The 13,522-nt window shown below is 68.8% G+C and carries 17 protein-coding genes; 4 read left to right on the top strand and 13 right to left on the bottom strand.

Going from position 1 to position 13,522, the window contains the following annotated elements; all coding sequences use genetic code 11:
• Positions 1–495, bottom strand: a 495-nt coding sequence (locus tag G3I40_RS27920; RefSeq protein ID WP_164305115.1) for a sortase, incomplete at its 3' end; no start/stop codon positions are given.
• 101 nt (positions 496–596) lie between these two features.
• Complete coding sequence (locus G3I40_RS27915) at positions 597–986, bottom strand: hypothetical protein (RefSeq protein ID WP_164305114.1); 390 nt, start codon at positions 984–986, stop codon at positions 597–599.
• 554 nt (positions 987–1,540) lie between these two features.
• Between G3I40_RS27915 and G3I40_RS47380 the strand changes: the two genes are divergently transcribed.
• Positions 1,541–1,819 carry a UDP-N-acetylglucosamine 2-epimerase gene (locus G3I40_RS47380; RefSeq protein ID WP_343245033.1) on the top strand — a complete coding sequence of 93 codons (279 nt, stop codon included), beginning with the start codon at positions 1,541–1,543 and terminating at the stop codon, positions 1,817–1,819.
• 737 nt (positions 1,820–2,556) lie between these two features.
• Here the strand turns inward: G3I40_RS47380 and G3I40_RS27905 are convergent.
• The 3 genes from G3I40_RS27905 to G3I40_RS27895 form a co-directional block, all read right to left on the bottom strand.
• Positions 2,557–3,339 carry a D-glucuronyl C5-epimerase family protein gene (locus G3I40_RS27905; protein ID WP_164305112.1) on the bottom strand — a complete coding sequence of 261 codons (783 nt, stop codon included), beginning with the start codon at positions 3,337–3,339 and terminating at the stop codon, positions 2,557–2,559.
• Positions 3,340–3,708: 369 nt separating this feature from the next.
• Positions 3,709–4,212 (bottom strand): hypothetical protein, encoded by a 504-nt coding sequence (locus G3I40_RS27900; RefSeq protein WP_164305110.1) that lies wholly within the window; start codon positions 4,210–4,212, stop codon positions 3,709–3,711.
• Positions 4,209–5,465 (bottom strand): glycosyltransferase family 4 protein, encoded by a 1,257-nt coding sequence (locus G3I40_RS27895; protein WP_203644888.1) that lies wholly within the window; start codon positions 5,463–5,465, stop codon positions 4,209–4,211. The genes G3I40_RS27900 and G3I40_RS27895 overlap by 4 nt, the downstream gene beginning before the upstream one ends.
• A gap of 675 nt (positions 5,466–6,140) precedes the next feature.
• Between G3I40_RS27895 and G3I40_RS27890 the strand changes: the two genes are divergently transcribed.
• Both G3I40_RS27890 and G3I40_RS27885 read left to right on the top strand, forming a co-directional pair.
• Positions 6,141–6,392, top strand: a complete 252-nt coding sequence (locus G3I40_RS27890; protein ID WP_164305108.1) for a hypothetical protein — start codon at positions 6,141–6,143, stop codon at positions 6,390–6,392.
• A 3-nt stretch (positions 6,393–6,395) separates the two neighbouring features.
• Complete coding sequence (locus tag G3I40_RS27885; protein ID WP_164305106.1) at positions 6,396–6,773, top strand: toxin Doc; 378 nt, start codon at positions 6,396–6,398, stop codon at positions 6,771–6,773.
• A 255-nt stretch (positions 6,774–7,028) separates the two neighbouring features.
• Here G3I40_RS27885 and G3I40_RS27880 read toward each other — a convergent pair whose 3' ends face one another.
• The 3 genes from G3I40_RS27880 to G3I40_RS27870 form a co-directional block, all read right to left on the bottom strand.
• Positions 7,029–8,432, bottom strand: a complete 1,404-nt coding sequence (locus G3I40_RS27880) for a PIN domain-containing protein (RefSeq protein WP_164305104.1) — start codon at positions 8,430–8,432, stop codon at positions 7,029–7,031.
• A gap of 379 nt (positions 8,433–8,811) precedes the next feature.
• Positions 8,812–9,033: a hypothetical protein gene (locus G3I40_RS27875; RefSeq protein ID WP_164305103.1), complete on the bottom strand. Its 222-nt coding sequence runs from the start codon at positions 9,031–9,033 to the stop codon at positions 8,812–8,814.
• 279 nt (positions 9,034–9,312) lie between these two features.
• Complete coding sequence (locus G3I40_RS27870) at positions 9,313–9,891, bottom strand: TetR/AcrR family transcriptional regulator (protein WP_164305101.1); 579 nt, start codon at positions 9,889–9,891, stop codon at positions 9,313–9,315.
• 88 nt (positions 9,892–9,979) lie between these two features.
• Here G3I40_RS27870 and G3I40_RS27865 point away from each other — a divergent pair, with 88 nt between their 5' ends.
• A complete protein-coding gene (locus tag G3I40_RS27865; RefSeq protein WP_164305099.1) occupies positions 9,980–10,861 on the top strand; it encodes an SDR family oxidoreductase in 882 nt (293 codons plus the stop codon).
• Between the two features lie 120 nt (positions 10,862–10,981).
• Here G3I40_RS27865 and G3I40_RS27860 read toward each other — a convergent pair whose 3' ends face one another.
• The 5 genes from G3I40_RS27860 to G3I40_RS27840 form a co-directional block, all read right to left on the bottom strand.
• Positions 10,982–11,590 (bottom strand): transposase family protein, encoded by a 609-nt coding sequence (locus G3I40_RS27860; RefSeq protein WP_343245032.1) that lies wholly within the window; start codon positions 11,588–11,590, stop codon positions 10,982–10,984.
• 92 nt (positions 11,591–11,682) lie between these two features.
• On the bottom strand, positions 11,683–11,886 hold the full coding sequence (locus G3I40_RS47375) for a hypothetical protein (protein ID WP_239091970.1): 204 nt from the start codon (positions 11,884–11,886) through the stop codon (positions 11,683–11,685).
• A gap of 38 nt (positions 11,887–11,924) precedes the next feature.
• Positions 11,925–12,134: a hypothetical protein gene (locus tag G3I40_RS47370; RefSeq protein WP_164305049.1), complete on the bottom strand. Its 210-nt coding sequence runs from the start codon at positions 12,132–12,134 to the stop codon at positions 11,925–11,927.
• Positions 12,135–12,461: 327 nt separating this feature from the next.
• A complete protein-coding gene (locus G3I40_RS27845; protein ID WP_164305095.1) occupies positions 12,462–12,863 on the bottom strand; it encodes a hypothetical protein in 402 nt (133 codons plus the stop codon).
• Positions 12,860–13,120 carry a hypothetical protein gene (locus G3I40_RS27840; protein ID WP_164305093.1) on the bottom strand — a complete coding sequence of 87 codons (261 nt, stop codon included), beginning with the start codon at positions 13,118–13,120 and terminating at the stop codon, positions 12,860–12,862. Before G3I40_RS27840 ends, G3I40_RS27845 begins: the two co-directional genes overlap by 4 nt.
• Between the last annotated feature and the right edge of the window lie 402 nt (positions 13,121–13,522).

Raw genomic sequence — 13,522 nt, 5'->3', positions numbered from 1 at the left:
GGTGAACTGGGCCGTGCTGCCGTCCTGTCGGCTGACGGTGACGGTGGCGCCCTTCTTCAGTGAGCCGAGGCCGTAGAAGACGGCGGGGCCGGTGCGGGTGTCGACGTGTCCGGCCATCACGGCGGTGCCGGTGCTGCCTGGCGGGATGCCTGCGGCGTCCCAGCCGGCGAGGTTGGTGTCGTCGGCAGGGGGTGCGTTCAGCCCGCCGTCCTCGTTCCTGGAAAGGCCCTGGACGGGGGCGTCCACGCTGATGCTGGGGATCTTGATGCGCACGGGTGCCGATTCCGGCAGCGAGGCCACGGACGAGGCGGCCTCGCGGACCGGCGCGCTGTCGCTCGAGGGCGCCTGTGCGGCGCTGGGCCGCGGCGGCGTCCCTGTGTCTTCGCCGCTGTCGGCGATGCGGTAGATCATGCAGGCGGCGAGTACGAGGAGGGCGGCCCACGACGCCATGCGGCGGCGGGCGGAGGGCGCGGATGGTGTGGGGGCGGTTGCCATGATGCCGATCTCCCGGTCCGTGGCGAACAGGCGGCCCCGCCCTCTCGCACCGGTCTCGACGATGTGAGGAGCGGGGCCCGGGTCAGCCCATCAGGTGGCGATCATTCCTGTTCGGCGTTGTCGCGGCGACGCAGGTACACGGCGCCGGCTCCGGCCGCGAGCAGTGCTGCCGCGCCGGCCAGTGCGGCCGGGTCAGTGCCGGTCTGCGTACCGCCCTCACCGGCGTGCACGGACCCTCGTACGGCCGGGTCGGTGGAGTCGCAGAACCGCTGCGCGGTGGAAGCGGCCTGGTTCGCCTCGTCCGTGGCGGCCTTCTTGTCCGCGGCGGAGGTGTTCGGGTCGGCGTTGACCGTGTCCGCGTTGCGCTGGGTGATCTCCGCGTCGTCGAGTGCCTGCTGGCAGCTCGGCGACACCGCCTGCGCGCTCGGCACGGACATCACCAGCGCGGCACCCGCGAGGGCCAGGCCCGTCAGCACTCGTATGGAACGCATGAATGTACCTCCCGTACCCACGCGGCCCCCGAAGCTCTGCTGCTCCGGAATTCATTCCGGCGTCGACCGCGCCAGTACCATCACCACTCCCGCACGGGGGATGGTTGGTAGCGGTGACACGGAAGAGTTCCGTCGTGCAGCCCACATACAAGAACCCGTTCGGTCCCCAGGAAAGGTGCCTGGCGGCTGCACCGGGTAGAAGCAACGCAGCAAAGGCCGTGCGGGGCGAGCCTCTCGTGCCCGAAAGCCGTGCGTCCGACTGGGCGCTGACGGCAATTCATCACGGCGCGGCTCTGCCGTCAGTAATGAAAAGCGGTCAGGCTGCACCAGGTGGGGAAAGCCTCCTCCAGGTGGATCCCCGACACCTGGTGGCAGGAGGGTGGGGCAGGCCAAGTAGCTTGCCCCACCTCACCCATCGCGACGGTGGGACCGGACTGATGCCCGTGGGCAGCCTCACTCAGAGTGCAGCTACCGCCGGCGCCGCCACTGGAGATGACACAGCCGCCTAGTCGGTTCCCTGCGGCCACGGGCGGCTCGCGGTCGGTGGCGGGAGCGTGTACTTCAGCGGACTGCAGATCCCTGCCACGACGTGCATCTCGGTATCTGATCCGGCAGCCCCGGCGCAGACCGGGCCCGCTCTGAGCGCACTCGACTCGGTCCTACAGCACGAGCGTCCACTAAGGATAGTGGTCTACGGCGACACTATCTCCACCCTCGCCGCGGGCCTCAGCGCGGTGATGTTGCATCTGCCGGCCGCACATCTGGAGGCAGAGGCGGGGCTCTTGCAACCGGCGCATGCTCGAAGAGCACCACCGGATCCTGACCGACCATGAGGCCGACCTGCTGCTCGTACCGCCCCGCAGGCGATGCGGCATCTGGCGGCCGAGGGGCTCGCGGAGCGCTCGAAGTTGGTCGGGGATGTGATGGTCGACATCTGCCTGCGCATGCATGACGAGGCCCTGGCTGGCCGCGCGGTTGAAGCCGCACTGCCGGACGAAACCCGGGCCGGAGAGCCATTCCTGCTGGTGACCATGCACCGCGCCAAGAACACCGACGCCCCGGCCCGCCTGACCGCGTTGGCCGACGCTGCCTTTGCCGGTCGTGCTGCTCGCCCAGCCCGGCTGCTCGCACGCGCGGAACAGCACAGGGTGAAACTGGCACGGGGGCGGTGTCCGTGGGTCGTCCGCTCCCCGTCCGCGGCCTGGTCGCCGCCGTGCTTGGCTCAGCGGGGGTGGGGGACGGACTCGGAGGACTGTAGAAGGAGGCGTCTCTCCTGAGGCGTGCTTGTACGACCCTGCGCCCTGAGACGGAGTGGCCTGAGACGTCAGCCGGAGGGCTGGAGTCAGCTGGTGCCCGACCCTGCGGCGCTCTGGCCGGTCGGCTGGGCTGACGTCGTGACACGTCCCGTTCCCCACACGCCGGATGGGCCCCTTACAGTGACGGCCTGGCCGCGGTCCGCGTGGTGCAACGGCTGGGCGAACGGAACCAGCGGGCCTGGCAGCTGGACAGGATCGGCGGCCTCTGACGCCAGGAGCACGTGGACGGCTGCTGCTCAGGGGCGCCCTGCCGATCAGCGGCTGCTCGCCTCTGCGCCTGTGATGCCTGCGTCGTGGTCGTCGCGGAACTGTGCAGACAAGCGCTCGAAGCGCTGGTCGCCGCTGATGAGGGCCAGGTTGTGGAGCTGGGTGATGTGAATCTGGTGGTACTTGGCGTTGGGATGCCCGTGTGCGACGCAGTAGTTGGAGATGCCTCCGGCACGGCGGAGGAGCGGCGCGTAGTGCGCGACCGTGGTGGTCGCGGCGTCGAAGAGGCGTGCAGCGTAGGGGGAGCGGGTCAGCTGGTAGTAGTCCCACACGCCGTAGGTGGCGAAGATGTGCCCGTTGAAGGTGCGGTCGGACTGCTCGGGAGGGTCTTTGGGGTACTCCTCGAGCCAGAGGAAGCCGTCCTGGTCGAGGTGGGTGACCCAGGGCTGGGTGCGGTCCGGTCTGAGTAGGAGGGACTGGAACGTGCGGTCCGCGGCCTGCCGGTAGCGGGCGCGCTGCTGCGTCGGCAGAGCCTTGTTCTGTGCGAGGTGCGTGAACAGGCTCAACGCTTGGCCCTGGGCCATCGCCGAGTACCAGGGGCCATGCAGGTTCAGGTGGTGGGCGGGGGAGGGGAAGTCGAACGGGTATGGGAAGAACCAGGCACCCCGGGTCTGGATCCGCAGCGCGAGCAGACGGTCGGCCTGGACGGTGGCCAGCCGTATCGACTCGGTGCGGCCGCTGCGGTCGAACTCCGCGAGGAGGTCGAGAGCGTAGGAGCTCTGGGCGACGGGATGGTCCCAGCTCTTGCCTGCCTGGGTGAAGATGCGCACACCGCTGTGGTCTAGAGAGAGGGCCCTCACGCGCGGGGACGCGGGCCGGGCCTGCTGCCAGGGCCCTTGGCCGGCCGGAAGGAGAGCGGGGCGGAACCCCGACGTGGCGTGATCCAGCGCCAGGGCCTCAACGGATGAGCGGTGTGGTGCTGGTTCCCGTGTGCCCGTAACGGCACAGGAGGTCAGTGCCACGCCGAGCACGAGGATGCTGCCCCACCCGCGCACCCGCGTACGGCTGCCCTCGCGAACCCTTTTTGTCATTTGAATGATTTTGGATGGTGCTCGGGTAAAGGCGACGGTGACGCGCGGCTAGCCGCGCAGTGCCCCTCGTGTGGGCGTCCGTTTCCGCCGCGCGGGCCGCATATGGTTTCAGTTCAGGCGGAAGGCGACAGCGGGTGCGCCGTCCTCGGCCAGGGACGCGGCCACGGGCAGGGACGTGGGGTCACAGACGACGATCAGGTCGAAGGGTCCATCACGCCGCACGAAGTGACGGATCATCTCCGGATTTCCACTTCCCCACGCCCTTCGGTACACGGGGAGGAACACGCGCCGGTGCAGCGGGCCTGCCAGGACCCCTTCGTAGGCTGTCTCGGTGGCGTGCAGGAGCGGCCGCAAAGGGCCGCGGCCGATGGCGCGGGCCAGGGCTCGGGGGAGGCCGAACAGGAGCTGCCACTCCCACCTGCGCACCCAGTGCCGCATCTCGAGGACGTCTGTTTCGATGCGCTGCACGCCCGGAGTGATGAGATGGTCGGCCCAACGGGTTGCCTGCTCGATCAGGACGACGGCCCGGCCGCCGTCCCGAACCACCTGGGCGGCTTCGGCGCAGGTGGTGCGGGCACGGCTGGCGTCCAGGGCGAGGAAGAGAACGTTCACCTCACACCTCCCAGGGCGCGGTCCGGTGCGGGCGGGTGGCCGGGCCCGTCAGGCGGGAACCAGTGATGGTGATGGGCTCTGGCGACGGCTTGATAGTCGTAGCGGGAGGCCAGCACGAGGCGGGCATGGGGCAGGCCGAGGTCGTGCGGGAAACGTGCACACAGTTTCCGGTAGCCGTCCGCGATGGACGTGGCATCGGCGTCCGTGTCGATCAGGACGCCGGCGGCGTTCTCGATCCCGGTCAAGACGGTCCGGGTGCCTTCGGTGCGGGTGGCCAGTACCGGCAGCCCCGCCGCGATGGCCTCGACGACCGTCATGCCGAAGGTCTCGCCCTGGCTGGGGTGTACCAGCAGGTCGTGCTCGCGCATCAACTGCAGTGCCTGATCGGGCGGCACCGCACCCGCAAAGCGCACCGCGTCGCTCAGCCCGAGTTCGCCAGCCCGCGCACGCAACGGTCTGGCCAGCGCGCCGTCCCCGGCCAGCGTGAGCCTCAGATTCGGGTCCGAGGCGCGGCACCGGGCGAAGGCTTCCAGCAGCGGGCCGACCCCCTTGCTCTCCTTGAGCCCGCCGACATACAGCCACCGCCGCAAAGTGCGCACCGGCTGCATGCGCTGCGCGGCGAAGGAGATTGGGTTGGGGATCGTGTCGATCTTGTCCGTGTGGTGAGGGAAGACGTCCAGCAGCGTCCGGCGGATCTGTTCGCCGACCGTGAAGAAGCGGCTGCACCGGTGCAGCACTGCGTCATACATGGCCCGGGCCGAAGGCTCCGCCAGGACATCCGCGACGAAGGACGCATGCTCGGTGACATACAGGCGCGTGGCTGGCCCGCAGCTCTGCAGGGCCGCCCAGCCGCCCCGCAACCCGACATGGGCATGGACCACCGGCTCGGTAAACGGCTGCCCGCCCAGTGCGGCCCGCAACGCGTCGCCATGCCTACGCGCAAGACCGGCCCACAACAGCACAGACGTCTTGGGCACCCGGTCCACCAGCACCGGCAGGCAGCGCAGCACCGCCCCGCCCACGGTCGGCAGAGGCTGAGAAGCATGGGGCAACAGCTTCACGTGAGCGGCCCGTACGGACTCGTGATCGGCCAGCGCACCGGAGAGGTGCCAAGGCTCACCGTGGTAGACGGTGAGCTGCGCACAGGCCGGGGCGGTCGCTTCCACCATCGCCTGGACAAACGCTCCGCGAAAGGGGCGCTCCCGGCTGGGGTACCACGGAGTCACCACGGCCACGTCCCGCCGCTCGTGCATGCACACTTCTTCCCTCGGACCGGTCTGAGCCTTTACTACGTCCAGAGGTAACGACACAGCAGGCCACGGCGGCCGCCGACGTGCGCAAGTTCCTTCAAAAGAAGACAACTGTGCCCACCAGGTGAACTCCAGGAGGCTCCGCGGCCGGCCGCGCAGCTTTTGTCCCACAACGAGGAAGCAATCGCGTGGCAACAGATCTGAGAAGCGTGTACCGCATGGCGTTCGCCCATCAGAACCCATCTTTGAACATCCGTAGATCTCGTGCACCTGCCACGTTGGAGGACTCGGGTACGCACGGGGACCACCGCTCGCAGTGGTGTGGCAGAGGGCTTTGCGGAGAGCTTCCGGGCGCCCCATATTCGGGAGCAGTGCGCCTCTCCGGCGGCGACTGGTGGGCGGATTCTGCCGGTGCCGGGCGGGCCGGAGTCCTTGTTTCACGGCCACGGGGCCGTGCTCCGGCCTGTAAAAGGGTGGGTACGGTGACGAGTTCGGAGATGGTCGGCAACGTCAGCGTCGGTCAGTACGAGCAGATCGTGGAACGGCTGCGCGAGGAGTGATCCGAACAGCAGGATGGGCCGGGCTATCCCAGCCCATTGAAAACCGACAGGTACCCCGGGCAGGGTGCAATGAGCTGCGGATATTGTTCTCTGGGTACCTCAACGCTAGGCTTTGTGCATGCCTGCTTTGAATGTGGAGTACACCGACGAGGAGCTCGTGGAGCTCCGTGAACTGGCGCGGGAGCAGGGGGTCACTCTCAAGGCTCTGGTGCGCGCCTCGACCGCCGACCACATTGCCCGGCACCGGGCGCTGAAGGAAGGGTCCGAGATCTTCGCGCGCACCTTCCGCGACCCGGCTCTCGCGGAGGCCATCGCGGCTGCCGGACTGGACGACGGTCCCACCGCCGGCTCGGCGGGACGGGCCGCCTGAGCGATGCCGCCCGTCCTCCATATCGACATGCGATGGCTCCTGCAGCAGCAGGAGGTCGCCCTGCCGGACAGCCCGTACGTCAGTGACTACTCGGCGCTGATGGCAGGCGTGGCCCGGCACCGTGTCGATCCGCCACGGGCCGGCACCGATTCCGACGTCTCCTGGCGCGCCGCCGCACTGCTGCACACGTTCTTGTTGCTCAAGCCGCTGCCCGCGCTTAACGTCCGGTTCGCCTGCGCGGTGACGGTCGCCTACATGCACGCCAGCGGCGAGGGCCTGAACGCGCCGTACGGCGAACTGGTCGACCTTGCCAGCGAGCTGATCTCCGGCAAGGCAGACGTCTTCACGGCGGCCGACCGGATCCGGACCTGGCGCTTGTGACCGAGGATCGCACTGGCCATCTCCTCTGCGCCGCTCCCGGCCGGACCAGTGTGGTCACCGCGGCGGCGCGAGCGGGCCAGGGGCCCGCCGACGGGCGCGCGGTACCGGGTACGTCGTGAACGTCGGCTTCGCCGCGTAGCGCGGTTGGTGACCCGCTTGCTGTCCGCGCAGAACCCAAGCGTGATGTCACACATCCGTCGTCCGCTGACCGAAGCGAACTCCGCAAGGGGAGACGTTCGGGGGGTTCGCCGCGGTTTACTCGGCCTCGCCGCCGTGTTCGTCCTGCTCGTCGGACTCGTGGTTCTCGGCGACGTCGTCCGTCTGCTTCAGGCGAGCGGTTGGCCCGGTTGTGGGCGCGAGCGATCGCAGTGCGGCCTTCGTAATCCAGGACGTGTCGTAAGCGGGGTGGGAATTGGCCAGGATCTTGGCGATCTGAGCGCCGGAGTACGGGTGCGGGATTCGTGTGAGGGACGGAGGCAAAGTGAACTTGGGCAAGGAATCGGCAAGTTGACGAGTGACGGAGCTCTCGAGCGATGTCAGCAGCGGCCGCAAGGATCTCGTAACGTCGGGCAGGACCAGCTGCTGTGCCTGCCCACCCAGACGGCGCACAGACTCTCGAACTCTGCGTACGACGGCGATACAGCGTTCCTCGTCTTCCGCCCGCGGCAGCGCCGGGTCCTGTGCGGCCAGGAGCGTGGGCGCTGAACCGTCGCGGTCGGTCCCCGTGGTGAGGAGCACCTTGATTTGCCACACACTCGCTGCGCACGATTCAGCATCAGCCGCGCTATGGACTACCCCGGACAGCAGCCACTGTGCCTCCGCGGTGTACCAGGTGTCGCCCTCGATCTCGTGCCCGGTCACGTTGGCGACGCTCAGGAGCTCGACGTTGGGCAGCAGCGCCCACGACGACCATGTCACCGGTTCGCCGCTCGGACCGATGCCGACGAAGCTTGCAGGCGCCTCGAGCTCGAACGCAGCCGTACTGATCTCACCCAGATAGGGATCGCTCGACAGCAGTTCGGCGGCGGCCGCCGCCGCGTCCTCGCCCGGGACCGCCTTAGTGAAGCGCTGCACCACTGAGTCGAAGTCGGGGAGCAACGTGAACCGGTCTTCCTTGCCTTCCAGGTCCTCGTTCATGGGGTACGCGAACGCACTCCCGTCACCAAAGTCGCGGTGGTTGCCGGTCACGAAGAAGACTCCCTCGTCGGGATTCTCATCCATGAACTCCAGCACGGAGAACCAGATCGCCGCATCCCTGCCGCCGGTCACCGGCTTACTGTCCTTGGCCGGAGGCAGCGCCATGGCCTCCCGGGCCAGCCCCTTGAAGGCGGCCTCACCGCTCGTCGCGATGACCTCGAAGATGTCCGCGTACGCGGCACGCCAGTGCTCCTGGCAACGCTCCAGGTCGAAATCCGCCAGCACTGACTCCGGCGTCCACGGAGTCTCCGCCTCGAGCGCGCCGAGCGCCTCCGCGGCTGCGAGGTGCGCCTTGTAGTAGCGCTTCGCCTGATGGGCGACCATCTCCTCCAGCACCATCTGAGGAACCCCGACCCGGTGGTGGCCAGAGCTCCGCAGAGCGTGGATCAAGTCCGCCCGCGGACTCGAGGGGGAGAGGCGATTCACGACGTTGGTATCAAAGACGATCAACAGTTCCTCCATACATCACCGCATCATCCCGCACAAAAGAAGCCCGAGCGAACAAATACCGGCCCAACTCCCTTCCCCCGTCTCGAAGGTGGGGGAGGCTGGGGTTATGGAGACGGTTCGGGACTCGTGTCCGTCGTGCCGCGGTGGACCGCGCTCTGCTGACGCGCCTGTTCCCGTCTTGTCCCCGTCCCTTCCTGACCGGCCCCACTCATGGCAGGTACGCCATGAAAGCGAGCACGCCTGGCGACGACGCTCCGATGCCATAGCCAGCACCGCCTGCCCCCGGGCGGGTCTGCCGCACGATCGGGTGACATCTGAACTGGCTTGCCCTGTGGGGCGGGTGGGTTGATGGTGCCGGTATAGAAGAGCGTCCCGTCCGGCTCGGCCACCGTCAGCTCCGCGACGCCGCTGCTGTCGGGTGTCGTGTACGTGGCTTGCCAGCCGCTTGCATGGGCGGGGGCTTGACGTATCCGCCCGACGGGGGGGGGGAGAAGCCGCGGGCCAGGACGTGGGAGGCGAGGATGTCGAGGAGTTCGGAGCCGAGTTCGGCGATGAGGGTGGGCAGGACAGACTGGCCGTGCTCGACGGTCGCGGCGGTCATCTGCATCGTCATCCCCGCATCCGGCGTAGCCGGCGCGTGGCCGGGGGTGCGCTATTCGAGGATGCCCACCACTGGGGATGTCCACCACTGAGCCTCCGCCAACTTGAAATCACAGGTCAGAGGGCTGGCGTGACCGGCTCTCGGGGTGCTCACGCTGGTCCTGGGTGACTGTCTGCGCAGTAGGTCATCTGTCAGCGATTGGCTTGGAGGTCTGCCAGGAAGAGCAGGGCGTCTCGGAGGCAGCCGACGGGCGCCACAGTGCCCGTGGCGCCGACAGCCGAGTGGCATGGATCAGCCCAGCGATGCAGTTGCCGCACGCAGGTCTTCCAGGGCTGCCAGTGCATGTGGCGCGAGCCCTTCCGTGTCATCACGATCGCTTTCAGACCACTGGGCGTATCCCCGCTTGAACGCGAGGACTCCCAGCTCGCCCGCGAGGTGCGCGGTCGGGTCGGGGACGCCACGGGCGATGAGCGCGGCTGTCATGGCGGCCGCGAGGCCGACGCTCTTGAGGGCGTCGCGCTCTTGTAGTTCGGTGCTGGCTGCCACGGCTGCTGCGAGGCGGGGGCCGAGTTCGCGGTTCGTCGGTCCCATGGCGCTCGATGCGCGCTCGAGACCGGCTGCTACCGCCTGGAGCGGGCTGGCGCTTGCAGGGGCCTCGGTAATGCCATCGGCGAGCAGCCTGCTGAGCGTCTCCTGGCCGGCGACCAGTAGCTCGCGCTTGTCGGAGAAGTGCCGGAAGAAGGTGCTCTTGGTGACGCCGGCGCGCTCGGCGATCTGCGCCACCGTGGTGGCGTCGTACCCCTGCTCGGTGAACAGGTCGACGGCCGCAACGACGAGTCGCTGGGTCGCCCCCGGTTGCCATCTAGCCATGCGACCAGGATAGGTGATGGGACACCTGTCCCGTCACCGTGTAGGGTCAGTGATGGGACAGGTGTCCCATCACTTTCAGGGAGAGCTCATGCATGTCTTCGTCACCGGCGGTACTGGCACCATCGGCTCCGCCGTCGTCGCCGAACTGCTCGGCAACGGCCACACCGTTCTCGCACTGGCTCGTTCGGACGGCTCCGCGCGGGCCCTTGAGCGCGCTGGTGCCAAGGTGCTGCGAGGAGACCTGGCGGACCTCGACGTCCTGCGGTCCGGTGCAGGGCAGTGCGACGGCGTGATCAGTCTGGCGTTCGGACGCGACTACAGCAGTCCGGACGCTCTCGCGCAGGCCATCGCCGAGGAGGGCGCAGCTCTCGCCACGCTGGGGCAGGAACTCATCGGAAGCGACCGCCCGATCGTCACGGTCTCCGGGACGCCCTGGGTGCCGGGACGCGCCTCCACCGAGGCCGATCCGCTGCCGACCGACGGACCGGTGGGTGGCCGGGGCCGTTCGGTCAATGCGCTGCTGGACCTTGCCTCGCGCGGTGTGCGCAGCATGGCTGTCCGGATGCCGCGCACGGTCCACAACGAGGGCCAGGGCGGATTCGCCGGCCTGTTGACTGATCAAGCGCGCCGCACCGGGGCGGCCGGCTACCCGGGCGACGGCACCCAGCGCTGGCCGGCCGTGCACGCGCTCGACGCAGCCGTCCTGTTCCGGCTGGCCCTTGAGTCCGCACCGGCGGGGACGGCCTGGCACGCCGTCGGCGACGAGGGCGACGCGGTGCGGGACATCGCCACGGTCATCGGCCGGCGACTGGGCCTGCCGGTCGAGGAGGTTCCGCAGGAAAACTTCGGCCCGTTCGGCCCGATCTTCGCCATGGACCAGCCGGCATCCAGCGCCCACACCCGCGATGCCCTCGGGTGGCAGCCGACCCACTCCAGCCTCCTCGAGGACCTGGAAACCATTCAGCCCTGACGCAGACCGGTTCCAGGGGACCGGACGGGGTCGACTCAATGGGGCACTGGCAATGGGCCGGTACGCCCGGTACCGGAACACTCCAATTCGTCGTGGGCGACGGCGTGCTGAGCGGATCCCTCAGCGGTTGACTTCGAGGTTCGTCAGGACGAGCAGGGCGCGCAGGAGGCAGGTGGCGCGGGCCGGGTCGGTGCGGAGTTTGGTGAGGATCCGCCAATTCTTGAGGTGGGCAAAGCCGTGCTCGACCGGTGCGCGCCCGTTGGCGAGGACGCGGTTGGCAGTCTTCTCGCCGAGGGTGAGCTTGTGGGCGCGGGTGGCGTGGAAGCCGGTGACAATCACGGGGTCGAGCACGTCGTTGTCCAGGCCGCGAAAGCCGAGGTCCGCCAGGGCCCCGAGGCCCGCGGCGCGCAGGTGGGCCAGGACGTGGTCGTGGCGGGCGGCGGTGTTGTCGTGGGTGCGGCCGGGCCGGGCGGCGGATATCCAGATCAGCCGGCCCCGCTCATCGGTCAGGGCGAGGAAGTGCAGGCCATGCCGGTGGTGTTTGCCAGAGTAGTTGCGCCGGTCGGTCTTCCCGGTGCGGCGCTGGGTGGCGATGAGGGTGCCGTCGATCAGGACCACCTCCCCGCCCTGCCTGGCGACCTTCTTCAGGGCGCGGTCCAGGCGCGGGGCCTGCGCGGCGAGGAGGGTTATCAGCTCGTCGCGCCAGCGGCGGACTGTCGACTCGGACACGTCGTTGCCTTTTTGGTTTTCGTCACACAATTCCAACGGCCGCCGGGGACACCCCGGTTACGCCCGCCTCCTTCTCCAGGCGGCAGATCAGGTCACAGGCGGGTGGTGAACCGGCCGTCGGGCAGCTTGCGCAGCCAACTGCGATCGACGAGTCTGACCAGCTTCCCGCGCAGCGGCTCAAGCTTGGACCGCACACTGACGTCGATTCCCAGGGCGTCGCCGACCTGCCGGGCCATGACCGGCCCGGCAGCCTGCCGCACGGCGGCAAGGATGCGCTGATAGTCCGGCGGGAGCATGGTCTCCTCCATGTCCGGCGTTCGGTGCGGGACCAGCATCACCGCACGTCCGCCCACCTGCCCAGGCGCCGGCGCGGCCGAGGCGCGTTCGTCGGCAAGCTGCTCGCTACCCGCTCAAGAACCCGCTCCGCGACAGCGAGCTCGTCCCGCTCGGCCCGCACCTCCGCCAACTCCTTGGCGAGCAGTTCCTCACGTTCGTCCAGCTCCGCACGCCGCGCAGTGATCCGTTCCAGCGGCTCGGGATCCATGCCTCGGATGGTAGAAGGTCGCTTGGCCTAAGCGAGCAGGAATCCGCGAACCGTCCGGCTCCGTCAAACGATCTACTCCGCAGACTGCCGCCGACGACCAGCACGAGCGCCCCGAGAACCGGTCACGCCAGCCCTTTGACCTGTGATTTCAAGTTGGCGGAGGCTCACTGCGGAGATGCGACAGCGCGCGTGCGCGTACCGGATGTGTGCGACGTGTCCAGCGAGGCGGACGACCACGTTGACCGGCTCGTCGGGAACAATCTTCCGCTCGGTAGCAGGCGCGCACACGCCGACCCGGCACTCCCAGGTGCCAGTGGGGCGCAGGGCTCAGGACGATCCGGTCGGGTCGATGGGGAAGGCCTTGACGCCCAGCTGCGCGTAGAGATCCGGCGTGGAGGTGAACAGAGTGAGACCGTCGGGCCAGTACGGGCCAGGGCGGGCCACCTGCGTGGCGTGCGTGACCTCCCAGGCATGCCCGGCCGTGCCATGGGCGCCGATCGCGCTGGCCGTGGGGAAATCGAGGTCGACGAAGGACAACGCGGGAAGGGCGGCGAAGTGCTCGGCACTGCCGGGACGGTCCTGCTCCGCGCGAGTCAAGGCCAGGACGGGGACGAGGACCTGGCGGTGGGAATCGCGGTGCGCGGCCTCCACCAGGTGGGCCAGGAAGCTGTGACCACTGCCGAGCGCGGCCAGTGCGGTGTGGTCGAAGACCACCGCGGTGGCGCTCACGCGGCGTGGCCAGTGCCCTCAAGGCCTGCCCAGAAATCCTCCGCCCGTTGCCCTTCGGCCGCGTCGTTAAGGCGCGCGCCGAATTCCTCGGTCAGCACTCGGCGTGCCGCGGCCGTGCGCTCCTCCAACTCGGCTGGCGTGAGCGTGTGAGCGGCCAGGTCGGCGACGATCCCGCCGATGCTGGTCCCCGCTGCGTCGGCCAGGATCCGCAGACGGTCCCGGACAGCGGAGTCGACCTGAATCGTAGTGAGGCTCATGCCCCCATCGTACCCCCGGACCTATAGATCATCTCTAGTTTCTCGCGGCTGGGCACGAGCTGCCTGGCCTACGAGCGTGATCACGGCTGCCGGCAAAGATCCACCGGGAGCAGGAGGCACCCGTAACGTCAGCAGTGGCACGTAGTGCAACTTGAACGACTTGCACGGAGCGGAACTCGGCAGAGCTCCACCTCGGCGTGACCAGGATCCGCCAGGATCCGCGCCGTGGCCTTCTCCACGCGCTGGTGCCGGCAACCGGGCGAATCGGGCCCGGTACTCCTCGTTGGCCTGATGTCCGATCCGGCCGAGGTGGGTGGTGCTCGCCACGGCTCCGCTGCTGTTGGCCCGCCAGCGGAACGTCTGCTCGGCACCCAGCGTCCTGGGGAGAACCTACAGTCCAAC

This window comes from Streptomyces sp. SID14478 (genome assembly GCF_010548525.1).
Classification (GTDB): Bacteria; Actinomycetota; Actinomycetes; order Streptomycetales; family Streptomycetaceae; genus Streptomyces.
Note: the sequence above shows the minus strand (reverse complement) of the source record. Positions and strands in the feature narration are given on the sequence as shown.